Raw genomic sequence first — 14,526 nt, forward strand, 5'->3', positions numbered from 1 at the left:
GACGCTATGGACTATATGTATTTCATGTTCGCGATCCTGATCTTCCTGGCCGTGGTGCTGCTGATCGAGGGCGCATATTTGGCGTGGAATACGTCCCGGGGGCCGGAAGCGCAGCGGTTCAAGCTGCGCATGCGCGCGATGGCCGCAGGTGAAAAGGCCAAGAGCGTGGAGATCGCCAAGAAACGCACGCTGAGCGGCAATCCGCTGGTGCACAGGCTGCTGACAGCGCTGCCGAAAGCGGCCGTCCTCGACCGCCTGCTGGTCCAGTCCGGCAAAGGATGGTCGGTAGCAGGTTTCGCCAGCGCTTCGCTGGCGGTAGGCATGCTGGTCTGGGCGCTGGCGGCCTGGAGGGCCTTGCCCCTGCCACTTCAGCTGGCGGCGGCGGGGGCCGCCATGTCACTGCCGCTGCAGGTGGTCTTGCGGGCACGCAACAAGCGCCTGAACCGGATCGAGCACCAGTTGCCCGATGCGCTGGACCTGATGAGCCGCGCCATGCGCGCCGGTCATGCCTTCCCGAATGCGCTGAAAATGGTAGGCGACGAGATGAAGGACCCGATTGCAGGCGAATTCGCGACCGTCTTTGACGAAGTCAACTTCGGCGTGTCGATGCCGGACGCGCTGATGAACATGGCGAACCGCATACCCAGCACCGACTTGCGCTATTTCGTGGTTGCCGTTCTGATCCAGCGCGACACCGGCGGCAACCTGTCGGAACTGCTCGGCAGCATCAGCACCATCATCCGCGACCGCATCAAGCTGCTGGGGCAGGTCCGGGTGCTCTCGGCCGAAGGAAAGATGTCGGCCTGGGTGCTGGGCCTACTGCCCTTCGCCGCCGGTGCGCTGATTCAGCTAACCAATCCCCAGTTCCTGGAGCTGCTGTTCACCGACCCTGCAGGCCGGAAAATGGTGGGTTTTGCGCTCGGGATGATGGTACTCGGGGTCTTCGTGATGCGCCGGATCGTGAAGATCCGCGTTTGAACGGCAACGGTAGCGGGAGAATGCAATGACCATTTTCGAAATCGGTTTTATCGGCCTTATCTTTGTAGCCGTGTTCGGCCTCGCCTTGCTGGGCATGCGCACTTTCGCCACCACGGCCGTCCAGGGACGACTGGACGTGGTCGGGGTCGGCACGACCGGGCCGGGAGACGCCAAGGAGTCGTGGCTGGTGCGCGTGGCTGCCGCCGCCGCACCGGTTGCGCGCCTGTCGTTGCCCGACGACGAGGCGGCAAGCTCACTCGTGCGGGTGCGTTTCATGAACGCGGGCTTCCGCCAGGCCTCGGCGCCGGCCATTTTCTTTGCCGCCAAGACCGTGCTGGCACTGGGGCTGCCCCTCGCGGTCTTCTTCGGGCTCAGCGTCAAGGGCACGAGCGCTTCCACCACTGCCATGCTGTTCTACGTACTGCTGGCCGCGGCGATTGGCTACTACCTGCCAAACGTCATCCTCAGCAAGCTCGTCAAGCACCGGCAGCGCGAGATCTTCGAAAACTTTCCCGATGCGCTCGACCTGATGACGATTTGCGTCGAAGCTGGCCTGGGCATGGACGCGGCACTGGCACGCGTGGCGGCCGAAATCGGCCTGAAGAGCAAAATCCTGAGCGACGAGCTGAACCTGGTGACGCTCGAGCTGCGCGCGGGCAGTACCAAGGAAAAAGCCCTGCGCGGCCTGGCCACCCGCACCGGCGTGGACGATGTGGATGCGCTGGTGGCCATGCTGATCCAGTCCGAGCGCTTCGGCACCAGTATTGCCGCCTCGCTACGGGTGCAGTCGGAACAGCTGCGCACAAAAAGGCGCCAGCGCGCCGAGGAACAGGCGGCCAAGATCGCGCTCAAGCTGCTGTTTCCGCTGATCTTCTTCATCTTTCCATCGTTGCTGGTGGTGCTGATGGGCCCCGCCTTCATCCAGATCTACCGCGTACTGCTCCCAGGCATGGGCAGCAGTGAATAAAAGGAAACTCCGATGCTCCTCCGCCCTGTCGCCCCCGTCCTGCTAGCCGCGCTCCTGCTGTCTTCCTGCGCGGGCTTGCCCCCACCATTGGAGATGCTGGTCCATCCCGTGCAGCAGGTCCGCCATGGCGGCGACCTTGCCTCGAGCTTTTACCGGCTCGGGCGCTATCACCAGGATGCGGGCGACCTTGCACTTGCGCTGACGGCCTATACCTATGCCAGCGCACGCGACCCGGGGGCGCCGGCGCCGCGCATTGCCGCTGCCGCGATCCATGCGCAGCAGGGGCGGCTGGCCCAGGCCAAAGCCATGCTGCTGGCGGTATGCGCGGAGTACCCAACGCTGGCGCAGGCACTGAACAACCTGGGCTATGTGTACTACCTCGAGGGCGACTATGCCGCCGCCACGCAGGCCTTCCGCACGGTGCTTGCGCACGAGCCCGGCAGCGAGCGCGCCCGCAACAATTTACGGCTGGCCGAAGGCGCGGGCAGACGCGGCGTGGCGGCGCTTGCCACGGTGGCGCCATTGGCGGCTCCAGTTCCACCAGCGGCTGTCGTGGAGGCGCCGGCATCGCCCCCCGTGCCTGTGCAGCCCGCCGCTCCCACAACCGGTGGCATGCAACTGGTCATGACAGCGCCAAATGTCTATGAACTGCGCAGCGCCCCGGGCATCGCTGCAATGCAGGAGGCCCTGCCACGCAAGGAGCCTGCACCAGCTGGCGATGCCGGCGCGCCGTACCGGCTCGAAATCGCCAACGGCCATGGCGCCGCGGGGCTGGCGAAACGCTTCCAGAGCGCCCTGGCGGCGCGCGGCATCGCCACCAGCCGCCTCACGAATGCGCAACCCTTCGGTCAAACGACGACGTGGATCGAATACGGTCCCGGCCACGAGCCGGCAGCGCGCAGGCTGCAGGCGGCGCTCGGCGGCAAGCCCCGCCTGCGCGCGGGCCGGCCCGCAGCGCCCTCCACCATGCGCCTCCTGCTCGGCAAGGACGCCGGTCCCGCACTGGCGCAGGCCTTGCGTCCGGCGCCAGCCTCCCCCGCGCCCCTGCTGGCGGCGTCCCCCGCACTGACTTCCACCAACGATCTGCCTTGAACCAGGAGCGCCAATGAAAACAACAACGAATCGCGCCATGACCGGCACCGCCGCCGCCCTGCTCGCCGGCGTGCTGGCGGCCTGCGGCGGTGGCGGCAGCGACGAGGGCGGCTGCCGCACCCTCGACCCTAGCCGCGACCCTAGTCTGCCCGGCTGCACGGCAACCGCGGCGCCCGGAGCGGTCGCCGGAGCGACGCCGCTGGCCTTGACCCTGGTCGACGCGAGCGGCGCGCCGACCACCATGGTGTCGCCGAAGACGCCTGCCGTGGCCAGGGCGGTCGTCAGGGACAGCGCCGGCAAGGCCGTGTCCGGCGTTGCCGTGACGTTTACCAGCACAGACAAGAGCGCCGTGCTGCTGCCTGCCTCGGGCAGCGCCCTCACCGACGCCGCCGGCCTGGCCACGGTGGGGATTGCAGCCGGCAGCCAGGCCGGCGCCTTTACCATCACCGCCAGCGCCACGCGCGACGGCGCCACCGCCACCGGCAGTGCTAGCTATGCGGTGGCCTTCCCCGTACTGACGATGAGCGCCATGCGCACCAGCCCGGCGTCGCTGCCGGCCGGCGGCACCGCCAGCCTGTCGGTGACGCTGCTCGATGGCGGCACGCCCTTCGCCCCGGCCCAGGAAGTCGTGTTCACCTCGCCCTGCGCCACGGCCGGCAAGGCCACCATCAGTTCGCCCGTGACGACAGTCGCCGGAGTCGCTTCGACGTCCTATATCGACAAGGGCTGCGGCGCGCCGGACGTGATCACCGCCTCGACCGTGCTGGCCGGCGCGACGACCACGGCATCGGGCACGCTCAACGTGGAGGCCGCGCAACCCGGGCAACTCACCTTCGTCTCGGCGCTGCCGCAGAATATTTCGCTCAAGGGCACTGGCGGCGCGGGGCGCCAGGAGTCGTCGATCGTGGTATTCAAGCTGCTCGACCGCAATGGCATCCCTGTCTCGGGCCAGCGCATCGATTTCGAGCTATCCACCAGTGTCGGCGGCCTGGCGCTGAATCACCTGTCCGCCACGACCGGGGCGGACGGCACCGTCAGCGCCATCGTTTCCGCAGGAACGGTGAATACGCCAGTGCGCGTACGCGCCAGCATCACCGGCACAGCCTTCACGACGATCTCCGACCAGCTGATCATTTCGACGGGCGTGCCCGACCAGGACAGCTTCAGCCTGTCGACGGAAGTTTTCAATGTCGAAGGCATGAACATCAACGGCTGCCCGGCGCCGACCGGGTCGCTGATGACGGTGCGGCTGGCCGACCATTTCAACAACCCGGCGCCGGATGGCACCGCCGTCAGCTTCACCACCGAGGGCGGCACAGTCGAAGCCTCCTGCCTGACGGGCTTGGTTAACACAACGCTGACAGACGGCACGGTGATCCAGCAAAAAGGGATTCCTGGCTTCTGCTCGGTGCGCTTCTGCGCGGCCAACCCACGCCCGATCGATGGGCGGGTGACGGTGCTGGCCTATGCACTGGGCGAAGAAAGTTTTGTCGATACGAATGGCACGAACCTGTACTACCAGTCGAGCGACGCTTTCCAGGACCTGGGTGAGCCCTTCCGCAACGACCGTGCCATCACGCATCGCAACGCCGAGGCCAACTGGGGCGTAAATGCAAACTGGAAACCGGCGCGCGCCGCTGCACTTTCCCCTGACGACGGCTGGGCCAGTGGGAATGCTTTGCGTACCCCCGGCGAAATTTTTATCGACTCTAATTCCAGCGGCTTCTGGGATAGAGACGGTGACAACATCTATAACGGTGTGCTGCGCCAGGACAGTCCTGCCAGTAAGCCCGTGACCCATGTGCGCGGCGCCCTGGTGCAGGTACTGTCGACAAGCGCAGCCGCAATCGATTCGCTCGGGCCGCAGTCGATTGTACTGAGCCACTGCGTCAACGGCACGCCGTTCGTGAACAACGCTGTGACCCTGCAGTTGGCGATCCGCGACACCAACCCGACATTGTTTGCCCTGAATCGGGCCGGCGTCCCACCGCTGCAACTGCCGCTGGACCTCCCAGGCAATATCCTGCCGGCGGGTACGAAAATCGAATTCCTGGCATCCAACGGCACCCTGCTGAGCGCGCCTTCTTACACCGTGCCAAACACTGCCGATCCAAGCGCGGCTTTATGGATCTACACGGTGCAGATGCAAAGCGATGCCGGCCAAACATCGCCAGCTGGAATTCCCCCTCTGTATTGCAGTAATACGGTCAGCGCCGGCACCCTCACCGTCAAAGTCACGTCACCTTCGGGCTTTGTCACGACCCGCTCGTACCCTGTCACCGACTGAGCAATCCGTAAATCACCATTGTTAATTAGAAGAGCGCCCTGCCGGGCGCTCTTCTGCATTGGGGCAGCGCATTTCATCAACAACCATTAGTTACATACTGAAGAGCTTATTCGAAATTTATTTCCTGCTGCGAATAATATTCTGCATAAATTGACTTTATGTACTATTCATTCGAAGAAAGAATAATAATGGGAAACTGTCGGTTTACTTTACACTGCTCTCCTCGGTTACAAAACTACCCAATATAAGTAACTGATTAGTCTCGATGTATTTACATAGGCTCGCAAATTGCTTCTCTTTCTGTGCACGTCCAACGAAGTTCCGTTCGTTAATTAAGTAATTAAAGGGGGAGTCTCGCAATGAAATCCATATTCCTGAAAGTTGCATTCGGAGCAACAATAGCAGCTGGCGCCGCACCAGCATTTGCAGACCTGATTTATCAAACCGGTAGTCAACGTACTGGCACCGGACTCGGCGCAGTATCGACCGTCGTTACGGTGCAGGACAACAGCGGCATCGAGTCCGGTTGCGTAACCTATGTCCCTGGTCAAGCCGCGGATAGGCCAAGCCTGGACTGCCAGATGGGCCTGCTGGGCGGTGACAATACCTCCGGTAATGCAGGCAGCAACACCTACTTCCTTAATACCCTTAACGCGATCGCCGGCCTTACCAGTGCAAGCCAGCTCGGCTTTGTCGTGAATATCAGCGAGGGAGGACCTGGCAATACTGCAACACTGACCGACATCTATCTCAGCCTGTTCAATACACAGAGCAACACGCGTCAGCTCTTTGCCTACACCGGAGGCGACCTGACTCTCGGAGACACCGGTGGTATCGGCCAGTCGGGCAACCACCGCTTTGTCCTGGACTTCGCCCAGGGCAATGCAGCTGCCGCATTCTGTCCAGTGCTCTCGCAATGCGTGGTCGGTGGGGGCTTCCAGTTCCTGGGCGGCACGACCAGCGCAACGCCAGAAACCATGTACGTGGGCGCCTTCAGCCGGGACGGCGTGGTTCCTCCTAACGAGGTTCCGGAGCCGGCCTCACTCGCACTGCTCGGTGCAGGCATGATGGCGATTGGATTCCTGCGGCGTCGCTACTCTCCCAAGCAGTAATAATGTTCCTGTCGCAGGATGAAAAATGGCGCCCTCGCGGGCGCCATTTTTACGTCGGCCGTGTCTTTTACCCCTTGAAGGCCAGGGCCAGGATCCGGTCGAAGGCATCGCAGGCGCCGGCGCAGGCCTCGGCCACTTCCTGCTCGGTCCCGACTTCCGCGCGCAAGGCGTCCATGAAGGCGCGCCAGCGCGGGCCGGGTCCACCCGCGCCGGCGCCGCGCAGGTAGCGCAGCGGGTGGGGCGCCAGTTGCGCGGCGAGGCGCTTGTAGAGCACGGCGCCGCCCAGCTGCGAGCCTTCGACGACATAGGCCACGCCCCAGCGGTAGGCCGCGCTGGCGCCGGCCGGCCAGGGCCCCATGTCGGCGCGCGTACCCGATTGGCAAGCTGCCAGGGACGGTTCGGCGAGGTCGCCGCCGATCAGTGCGAGGTGGGCTGCGATGGTGCTGCCGCCCGCGCCCTGCGGGCCGTCGCCGTATGCGCCAAGCCAGCTTTCCATGGGCGTCAGCCAGTCGCGCAGCATGCACAGGTGGCGGGCATAATCGGCGAGCGTGGCATCGGGGCTGGCCAGCGGCAGGCCGCTGTCGAGCTGTTCGTGGCGCGAGTTGGTCGCCTGGCGCAGCGCGGCCAGGACGTCGGATTCGCGTGCGGTGTCGATGGAACGGTTCATGTCATGCCTGGCGTGCGGTAAACAAAACAGCCCGCCATCTTAACAGTTAGTCCGCGACCGGTTCCGGATAGTCGACCGAGAGAATTTCGAGTTCTTCGCTGCCATTCGGCGTTTGCAAAGTGATGACGTCGCCCTCGCGCGCCTTGGTCAGCGCGCGCGCCACCGGCGATACCCAGCTGATGCGCCCGCGCAGCGGGTCGAGCTCGTCGATGCCGACGATGGTGACGGTGTGCTCCTCGCCGGCCCGGTTGACGTAGGCGACGGTGGCGCCGAAATACACCTGGTCGTTCCCGTGGTGCACGCTCGGATCGACGATGAAGGCCGAATCCATGCGCTTGGTAAGAAAACGGATGCGGCGGTCGATCTCGCGCAGGCGGCGCTTGCCGTAGATGTAGTCGCCGTTTTCCGAGCGGTCGCCGTTCGAGGCGGCCCAGTGCACGATGCGCACCACTTCCGGCCGGTCGACGTCGATCAGCTGCAGCAGTTCGTCCTTGATGGCTTTGTAGCCGGCAGGGGTGATGTAATTCTTGGCGCCGGCGGGAATTGCCTGCGCCAGCGCGACGGCGTCATCGTCGTCGTTGTCTGATTCTTTTACAAATGCTTTATTCATAAGGCTTATTGTAGCTCCACGCAGCCACGAGGGGCCGCGCGATTTCCCGTATCATTGAAGCGATGACGACCTCTTCTTTTCCGCGCAGCCTGCTGCTGGCGCCGTTGTTTTACGTGACGGCGCTGGTGCTGGTGGCCGAGGAGTGGATGTGGCGGGTCGGCAACTGGTTCGCCTCCACCCTGGCCAACTGGCCCCCGCTGAAGTGGCTGGAAGACCGGGTGCGGCGCCTGCCGCCTTACTGGGCGCTGCTGGTGTTCGCCCTGCCCGGCCTGATCCTGATGCCGGTGAAATTGCTGGCCCTGCTGGCGATGGCGAAGGGCCATGTGCTGTGGGGCGGCGGCGTGTTCATTCTCGCCAAGGGCGGTGGCGCGGTGATCGTCGCCAGGATCTATGTGCTGACCCTGCCTTCCTTGCTGGCGCTCGCCTGGTTCGCACGGTGGCACAATCGCTTCATGACAGTCAAAGACCAGTTTATCTCGCGCCTGCTCGCCAGCCCCGCCTTCGGCCTGATGCGCCGCTCGGTGTCCAGCGCACGGCGCACGCTGCGGCGCCTGCGCCAGCAGCTGCGGCCCTCGGTTCCCTTCGGCAGCCGCCATGCCACGCGCAGCGCGCGCGCCCTGCGCCGCTTTGTGTCGATGTGGCGGCGCGGCCGCAAACCCGGCGCGGGAGACGATGCATGAGCGCCGACGCAAGCTCGCCGCAAGCGGCGGCCGCGGCCGAGCTGGCGCACTCGTTGGCCCACTCATTGGCCCAGTACGAGGCGCGCTTCAACGCCATCGTCAACCACACGCCGGGCCTGGTCTACCAGTTCCTGCTGCACGCCGACGGCACCCACGCCTTTCCCTACCTGAGCGATGGCTGCGCGCCCCTGCTCGGGGTGCAGCCGGCCGCGCTGCAGGCCGACCCCGACCTGTTCCTGCGCCTGGTGTTGCCGGAAGACCGCAAGGGCTACCTGGAAGCGATGGCGGTGTCGAAAATCACCTTGTCGAGCTGGAACTGGGAAGGCAGGATCTGGATCGACGCCTGGAAGGACGTGAAATGGATTAATTTGCGGGCCACGCCGCATGCGGCGCCCGATCATGATGGAAACGGCAGCGCCGTGCAGTGGGACGGCATCATGACCAACATCACCGACAGCAAGAACGAGCAGCAGGACGCCTTGCGTTCGCGCGCCCGGCTGGCCGAGCTGACCGACCACATCGAACAGGTGAAGGAACAGGAACGCGCCCGCATCGCGCGCGAAATCCACGACGACCTGGGCGGCAACCTGACCGCCATCAAGATGGCCTTGTCGATGCTGGCCGCGCGCCTGCCGCCCGAGCAGCCCCAGTTGCTGGAAAAAGCGGCTTACCTCGACGACCTGGTCGACCGTACCATCGAGGCCGTGCATCGCATCTCGCTCGACCTGCGGCCCTCGACGCTGGACCTCGGCATCGTCGCCGCCCTCGAGTGGCAGGCGCGCGAATTCGAAAAAGGCGCGGGCATCGCCTGCCAGTTCCAGAGCGCCGAGCGCGAACTCGATCTCGATGCCGAACTCGACCCGGACCATGCGGCTGCGCTGTTCCGTATTTTCCAGGAAGCGCTGACGAATGTCGCCAAGCACGCGGGCGCCACCCGCGTCACCGTCAACCTGCGCCGCGCGCGCCAGCACCTGGTGCTGTCGATCTGCGACAACGGGCGCGGCATGGCGCCAGCCGACCGCCTGAAACCGCATTCCTTCGGTTTGCGCGGCATGAGCGAGCGGGCACGCGCCCTGGGCGGCAAGTTGACCTTGTCGGCGGCGCCCGGAGGTGGCACGATGGTGGCCATCAAGATCAGGCTGGCCCCGACGGCCGGCAAAGAGCCCAGCCAAGAATGAGCGACAAAGCCACCATCCGCGTTTTCATTGCCGACGACCATGCCATCGTGCGCGAGGGCCTGAAACAGATCCTGGCCGAGCAGGGCGACATCGTCGTTGCCGGCGAAGCCGAAAACGGGCTCGACGCGATCAAACTGTTCCGCAAGTCGCGCTGCCACGTCGTCCTGCTCGACATTTCCATGCCCGACCGGAATGGCATCGAAGTACTGAAACAAATCAAGCAGGAACGCCCCGACCTGGCCGTGCTGATGCTGTCGATGCACCGCGAAGACCAGTACGCGATCCGCGCGCTGAAGGCCGGCGCCGCCGGTTACCTCACCAAGCAGAGCGCGCCGAAGGAACTCGTCACGGCGATCCGCCAGGTGGCCGGCGGCCAGAAATACGTCAGCGCCACCCTGGCGCAGGCGCTGGCCAGCCAGGTCGGCGCCGACCACGACGCCCCCGCCCACGAAAGCCTGTCGGACCGCGAGTTCCAGACCCTGACGATGATCGCCTCAGGCAAGACGGTCAGCGAAATCGCGCGCGAACTGTCGCTCTCGGTGAAGACCGTGAGCGAATACCGCGCCCGCCTGCTGGCGAAGATGCATTTGAAAACCAGCGCCGAGCTGACGCATTACGCCATCCGCAATCAATTGGTGGAATAGAGCATCTTGAGCACGTATGCATGGCGACTAACAAGCATTGCCCCTAAGTAAGACCGTTTTGGCCATCTGTTCGTGCAATGCGTTGGCGAAAAACTGCTTATCATCAGGATAATTAGTCCAACGCATTGTGCTTCATCATGTCCAACCCGAATTCACCTCCGCCGCCGCCCGCTCCGAATCCCGTCGATGTTGCCCGGGAAGCCTTCAAGCGCCTGGCGACGCGCCGGATCGCCCCGACGCCCGATGCCTACCGCGATATCTATAACGAGATCGCCGGCATCCTGTCGCCGGCGCCGCCTCCCTTTCCCCTGACTGGCCCGGCGCCGGAAGAAGTGCTGACCGGTTTTGCCACGCAACTGACCGAGACGCCGGGCGAGCTGGCCGACTACGGCCGCCGCCTGAACCGGGCGGTCCAGCAGCGCGATTGGGACGGCTATGCGCGCGCGCTGTCGCAGCTGGTCGAGAAACACCTGAAACGCGGGATTCCCCCTGGCGTCGCCTACGGCGCGGAAAGCAAGGACACGCGCCTGCTGCGCGAACTGCTCAGCCGCACGCTGGCCTTTGCCCTGGCCTCGCTGCTGCCGGCCAGCCCGCTGCTGGCGAAAGAAGCCGAGTCGCTGGGTACGGCGGTCAAGATTGCGCACAGCGACACGGCGCTGCAGGAAATTGCAAATCGCCTGAAGGAATTGTGCTTCCAAATCGAATTGCACAGCGGCGACGGCGCCGAACAGCAGGAACTGCTGCTGCGCCTGTTCAAGCTGCTGCTGGAAAACGTCAGCGAACTGCTCGACGAGGACAGCTGGATGCGCGGCCAGATCGCCGCCGTGCAGGAACTCATTTCCGGCCCGATCGACCACCGCGCCCTGGAAGACGCGACGCGCAGCCTGAAGGACGTGATCTACAAGCAGGGCCAGCTCAAGCACAATCTGTCGGACATGAAGGCCACCGTCAAGAACATGATGATGACCTTCATCGACCGCCTGGGCCTGGCCGCGGCCGCGAGCGGCGACTTCCACGCCAAGATGGGCGGCTTTTCCGAACGCATCCGCCATGCCGGCGATATCGGCGAGCTCAATGAGGTGATGGACGAAGTGCTGCGCGAAACCCGCCATGCCCAGGCCGAGGCGCTGGCCTCGCGCGACCGCATGCTCGAAGCCCACCGCGAAGTGCAGGAAGCGGAAAGCAAGATCCGCGACCTGGAAGCGCAGTTGCGCCACATGAGCGAACTGGTGCGCGAAGACCAGCTGACCGGAACCCTCAACCGGCGCGGGCTGGACGACGTCTTCGAGCGCGAAAGCGCGCGCTCCGACCGCCGCAACACGCCGCTGTGCGTGGCCCTGCTCGACCTCGACAACTTCAAGCGCCTGAACGATACCTATGGCCACCTGGTGGGCGACAACGCCCTGCGCCACCTGGCCAAGGTGGTGAAATCGACGCTGCGCTCGATGGACGTGATCGCCCGTTTCGGCGGCGAGGAATTCATGATCGTGCTGCCCGAGACGACGATCGAGGCGGCCGAGCAGACCATGGTGCGGCTGCAGCGCGAGCTGACCAAGCATTTCTTCCTGCACGATAACGAGAAGCTCCTGATCACCTTTTCCGCCGGCGTTGCGCTGCGCCTGCCGAACGAGGAACAAACGGCGCTGCTGGCGCGCGTTGACCGGGCGATGTACAAGGCCAAGCAGACCGGCAAGAACCGGGTGGTCGTGGCCGAATGAGGATGGTATAAAACGATGAAAACCCTTCCTGCGATTCACCTGTGCATCCAGCAGCCGCCCGGCTACGTCCACTCGCTCGGCCTGCTCGACCAGGCACGCTACTTCCGCTACCAGTTTCGCCGGCTTGGCGCGCAAGTGAGCATTTCCAAGAACCGGCTGCGCTACGATGCGGTGAATTTCGTTTTCGGCGCCCATACCGGCTTCGATGCGGGACTGCGCGAACGCTACGCCTGCATCTTCATCAATCTCGAGCAGCTCGGCGACAAGGGCGCCAAGGTCACGCCTGACTACATGGACCTGCTGAAAACCTCGGCCGTCGCCGATTACGATCGACTGAACCTGGCCGCGTATGCGGGAGATAGCAGCAACGTCCGGGTCGTACCCCTGTTGTATGCGCCTTACCTGGCGCCAGCGCAAGCGATCCCGCTCGAAGACCGGCCGATCGACCTGCTGTTCGTCGGCAGCGTGAACGATCGCCGTCGCGCCTGGATCGATCGCATCGAGGCATGCGGCGTGTCGGTATCGACCTTCGACGGTCCCTTGTATGGCGCCGAGCGCGACGGCTTCATCGTGCAGGCCAAGGCGGTCCTGAATGCCCCCTACTATGAATCGAGCCGCTTCGAACAGGCACGCGCTTCCCATTGCCTGTCGCTGGGCACGCCGCTTGTTTCCGAGCGCGCCCCGCAGTACCAGCCGCACCCCGCGTTCGAAGACGCCGTGCACTGGCTTGCCGACGACAGGCTGGAAGCCTTCTTCACGCACGAGTTCGGCACGCCCGACTTCTTCCGTACGGCACAGGCTGCGCTAGAGCGCTTCCGCCAGGCCGACCCCATCGATGCCTACGCTGCGCTGCTGGCATTCGCAGTCGACTCCGGCAAGGAGCAGCATGGCCGCCGCGCGCCGCAGGCCTGGCAGCCGGCCCGCATCAACCTGGGTTCAGGCAAGGACTACAAACAGGGCTGGCTCAACGTCGACATCCTCGCACGGGCCGAGCCCGACCTGGTGCTGGACCTCTCGGCGCCGCTGGCACTGCCTTTCTCCGCGGTGACCGAAGGCGCCGGCCCGCTCATCCTGGCCGAGGAAAGCGTCGACCATATTCACGCAGACAATGTGCTGGAACATGTGCGCGATTTGACAGACCTGATGGGTAACTGCCTGCGCCTGCTGCGCGAGGAGGGGATTTTCCAGATCGAGGTGCCCTACGAGCATGCGGCCACGGCCTGGCAGGATCCGACCCATGTGCGGGCCATGAACGAGAATTCCTGGATCTACTACACCGACTGGTTCTGGTATCTCGGCTGGTTCGAACACCGTTTCAACCTGGCTTACTTCGATTACCTGGACAAGAATCTGAAGAAATGCGGTGTGGAAGAGGCGGCCTTCATGCGCGTGGTCCTGCGCAAGGTCACCACCACTTTGCGCGAGCGTACCAAGGCGCGCACGATGCAGGCCGATTTGCGTGTGCCCGACGACACGGTTGACCCGGCGTACATGCTGACTTGAGCAGACCGGCGCGCTAGCCTGGCGCAGGCGCGTCCCTGCCCTGCGGGCGCACTGCCAGAGCGCGGTAGGGCGCCGCCTGTTCCGCCATGCCGAGGTTGTCGTACAGCACCACCAGGTTGTGCGCGGCCAGGTAACTGCCGCGCCCCGTCACGGCGCCGCTCAGTTCAGCGCGCTCTCCTATTTCGAGGCAGCGCTGCCAGCACGCCTCCACCATCGGCAGCAGTTCCGCTGCCCTGTCCGGCTCGCTGGCAGTCCAGTCGAGCAGCACATCGCCGAGCACGAAATAAAAGTCCGGCGATTCGCTCCAGTGGACCATTTCGGCCTCGGCCAGCTGCATGGCGTCGCCATGACGCCCTGCCCGCTTCAGGCAGAACAGCGTACGCACCACCAGGTCGTGGCGGTAAGCCCCGTCGGCGCAGCCCGCCAGCGCCGCCAGGTAATGCTCGACCGCCTGCGCATGGGCGCCATACACCTCTTCGTTCTTGCCGAGCTGGTAGAGCAGGTAGGGGTCGGCCGGCGCGTCCAGCAGCGCGCGGCGCAGCAGCGTGTCGTTGCGGCCGTGCTTGCGTTCGAGCGCGACTTCCCGGTAGCCGTCGTGGCGCACGGGCAAGGCAATGCGTCGCCGGGGAAGCGTGCTGACCGGTTGCTCGTGTATGCGGCCGGCATAACCCACGCCGCGCGGCAGCAGGCGCGGCAGCCACAGCACCGAGGTTTCCACCCGTCCCTGCAGATCGAACTCGTTCGTGACCGGCAGCGTGCCGATGCAGGCCTCGCCCGCGAGCGCCGCTTCCAGCGCGGCACGGCTCGTGGCGGCGTCGATCCACTCGTCGGCGTCGAGCACGAGCTTCCAGTCGGCGTCGGAATGGTCCAGCGCGGCGTTGCGCGCGGCCGCGAAATCGTCGCACCAGGCAAAGGAAAACACCCTGGCGCCGCAAGAGCGGGCGATGGCGGCGGTATCGTCGAGCGAGCCGGTGTCGAGCACGACGATGTCATCGACCAGCGCCCTGGCCGAATCGAGGCAGCGCGCGATGCGTGCGGCCTCGTCCTTTACGATCATGACAAGGGCGAGGCGCATCGTCGGCAATCAGGC

General features: G+C 64.8%; 13 protein-coding genes. 10 read left to right on the top strand and 3 right to left on the bottom strand.

Annotated elements, in window-relative coordinates; all coding sequences use genetic code 11:
* The first annotated feature begins 6 nt into the window (after positions 1–6).
* From AC56KZ_RS06685 to AC56KZ_RS06705, 5 genes are all read left to right on the top strand, one after another.
* Entirely contained in the window at positions 7–978 is a 972-nt protein-coding gene (locus tag AC56KZ_RS06685) for a type II secretion system F family protein (protein WP_497161374.1), read from the top strand.
* Positions 979–1,003: 25 nt separating this feature from the next.
* Positions 1,004–1,945 carry a type II secretion system F family protein gene (locus AC56KZ_RS06690; RefSeq protein WP_497161375.1) on the top strand — a complete coding sequence of 314 codons (942 nt, stop codon included), beginning with the start codon at positions 1,004–1,006 and terminating at the stop codon, positions 1,943–1,945.
* Between the two features lie 12 nt (positions 1,946–1,957).
* A complete protein-coding gene (locus AC56KZ_RS06695; RefSeq protein ID WP_497161376.1) occupies positions 1,958–3,037 on the top strand; it encodes a LytR C-terminal domain-containing protein in 1,080 nt (359 codons plus the stop codon).
* A gap of 13 nt (positions 3,038–3,050) precedes the next feature.
* The gene (locus AC56KZ_RS06700; RefSeq protein WP_497161377.1) at positions 3,051–5,324 is read left to right on the top strand and encodes a hypothetical protein; all 2,274 of its coding nucleotides are present in this window, start codon (positions 3,051–3,053) and stop codon (positions 5,322–5,324) included.
* A 359-nt stretch (positions 5,325–5,683) separates the two neighbouring features.
* Positions 5,684–6,436, top strand: coding sequence for a PEP-CTERM sorting domain-containing protein (locus AC56KZ_RS06705; protein WP_497161378.1), 753 nt, complete (start codon positions 5,684–5,686; stop codon positions 6,434–6,436).
* A 67-nt stretch (positions 6,437–6,503) separates the two neighbouring features.
* On the opposite strand, the gene AC56KZ_RS06710 is transcribed toward AC56KZ_RS06705, so the two are convergent.
* Positions 6,504–7,103, bottom strand: a complete 600-nt coding sequence (locus AC56KZ_RS06710) for a biliverdin-producing heme oxygenase (RefSeq protein WP_497161379.1) — start codon at positions 7,101–7,103, stop codon at positions 6,504–6,506.
* A gap of 46 nt (positions 7,104–7,149) precedes the next feature.
* Entirely contained in the window at positions 7,150–7,713 is a 564-nt protein-coding gene (gene greB, locus AC56KZ_RS06715) for a transcription elongation factor GreB (protein WP_497161380.1), read from the bottom strand.
* A 62-nt stretch (positions 7,714–7,775) separates the two neighbouring features.
* On the opposite strand from greB, the gene AC56KZ_RS06720 reads away from it, so the two are divergent.
* The 5 genes from AC56KZ_RS06720 (at position 7,776) to AC56KZ_RS06740 (ending at position 13,436) form a co-directional block, all read left to right on the top strand.
* Positions 7,776–8,393 (top strand): hypothetical protein, encoded by a 618-nt coding sequence (locus tag AC56KZ_RS06720; protein WP_497161381.1) that lies wholly within the window; start codon positions 7,776–7,778, stop codon positions 8,391–8,393.
* On the top strand, positions 8,390–9,571 hold the full coding sequence (locus AC56KZ_RS06725) for a sensor histidine kinase (protein ID WP_497161382.1): 1,182 nt from the start codon (positions 8,390–8,392) through the stop codon (positions 9,569–9,571). Before AC56KZ_RS06720 ends, AC56KZ_RS06725 begins: the two co-directional genes overlap by 4 nt.
* The gene (locus tag AC56KZ_RS06730) at positions 9,568–10,215 is read left to right on the top strand and encodes a response regulator (protein WP_497161383.1); all 648 of its coding nucleotides are present in this window, start codon (positions 9,568–9,570) and stop codon (positions 10,213–10,215) included. The genes AC56KZ_RS06725 and AC56KZ_RS06730 overlap by 4 nt, the downstream gene beginning before the upstream one ends.
* Positions 10,216–10,352: 137 nt before the next feature.
* Positions 10,353–11,933, top strand: a complete 1,581-nt coding sequence (locus AC56KZ_RS06735; protein WP_497161384.1) for a GGDEF domain-containing protein — start codon at positions 10,353–10,355, stop codon at positions 11,931–11,933.
* Between the two features lie 15 nt (positions 11,934–11,948).
* Positions 11,949–13,436, top strand: coding sequence for a class I SAM-dependent methyltransferase (locus AC56KZ_RS06740; protein WP_497161385.1), 1,488 nt, complete (start codon positions 11,949–11,951; stop codon positions 13,434–13,436).
* 13 nt (positions 13,437–13,449) lie between these two features.
* Here AC56KZ_RS06740 and AC56KZ_RS06745 read toward each other — a convergent pair whose 3' ends face one another.
* Complete coding sequence (locus tag AC56KZ_RS06745) at positions 13,450–14,511, bottom strand: glycosyltransferase family 2 protein (protein WP_497161386.1); 1,062 nt, start codon at positions 14,509–14,511, stop codon at positions 13,450–13,452.
* Positions 14,512–14,526: the final 15 nt, after the last annotated feature.

Source organism: Telluria sp. LT2P34 (assembly GCF_059685915.1).

What these genes read in the sequence shown, in the direction of transcription:
- AC56KZ_RS06690 (WP_497161375.1), top strand. Translation starts at nt 1,004, where the DNA reads ATGACCATTTTCGAAATCGGTTTTATCGGCCTTATCTTTGTAGCCGTG.
- AC56KZ_RS06725 (WP_497161382.1), top strand. Translation starts at nt 8,390, where the DNA reads ATGAGCGCCGACGCAAGCTCGCCGCAAGCGGCGGCCGCGGCCGAGCTG.
- AC56KZ_RS06705 (WP_497161378.1), top strand. Translation starts at nt 5,684, where the DNA reads ATGAAATCCATATTCCTGAAAGTTGCATTCGGAGCAACAATAGCAGCT.
- AC56KZ_RS06735 (WP_497161384.1), top strand. Translation starts at nt 10,353, where the DNA reads ATGTCCAACCCGAATTCACCTCCGCCGCCGCCCGCTCCGAATCCCGTC.
- AC56KZ_RS06695 (WP_497161376.1), top strand. Translation starts at nt 1,958, where the DNA reads ATGCTCCTCCGCCCTGTCGCCCCCGTCCTGCTAGCCGCGCTCCTGCTG.
- AC56KZ_RS06720 (WP_497161381.1), top strand. Translation starts at nt 7,776, where the DNA reads ATGACGACCTCTTCTTTTCCGCGCAGCCTGCTGCTGGCGCCGTTGTTT.
- AC56KZ_RS06700 (WP_497161377.1), top strand. Translation starts at nt 3,051, where the DNA reads ATGAAAACAACAACGAATCGCGCCATGACCGGCACCGCCGCCGCCCTG.
- AC56KZ_RS06740 (WP_497161385.1), top strand. Translation starts at nt 11,949, where the DNA reads ATGAAAACCCTTCCTGCGATTCACCTGTGCATCCAGCAGCCGCCCGGC.
- AC56KZ_RS06710 (WP_497161379.1), bottom strand. Translation starts at nt 7,103, where the DNA reads ATGAACCGTTCCATCGACACCGCACGCGAATCCGACGTCCTGGCCGCG.
- AC56KZ_RS06685 (WP_497161374.1), top strand. Translation starts at nt 7, where the DNA reads ATGGACTATATGTATTTCATGTTCGCGATCCTGATCTTCCTGGCCGTG.
- AC56KZ_RS06745 (WP_497161386.1), bottom strand. Translation starts at nt 14,511, where the DNA reads ATGCGCCTCGCCCTTGTCATGATCGTAAAGGACGAGGCCGCACGCATC.
- greB (WP_497161380.1), bottom strand. Translation starts at nt 7,713, where the DNA reads ATGAATAAAGCATTTGTAAAAGAATCAGACAACGACGACGATGACGCC.
- AC56KZ_RS06730 (WP_497161383.1), top strand. Translation starts at nt 9,568, where the DNA reads ATGAGCGACAAAGCCACCATCCGCGTTTTCATTGCCGACGACCATGCC.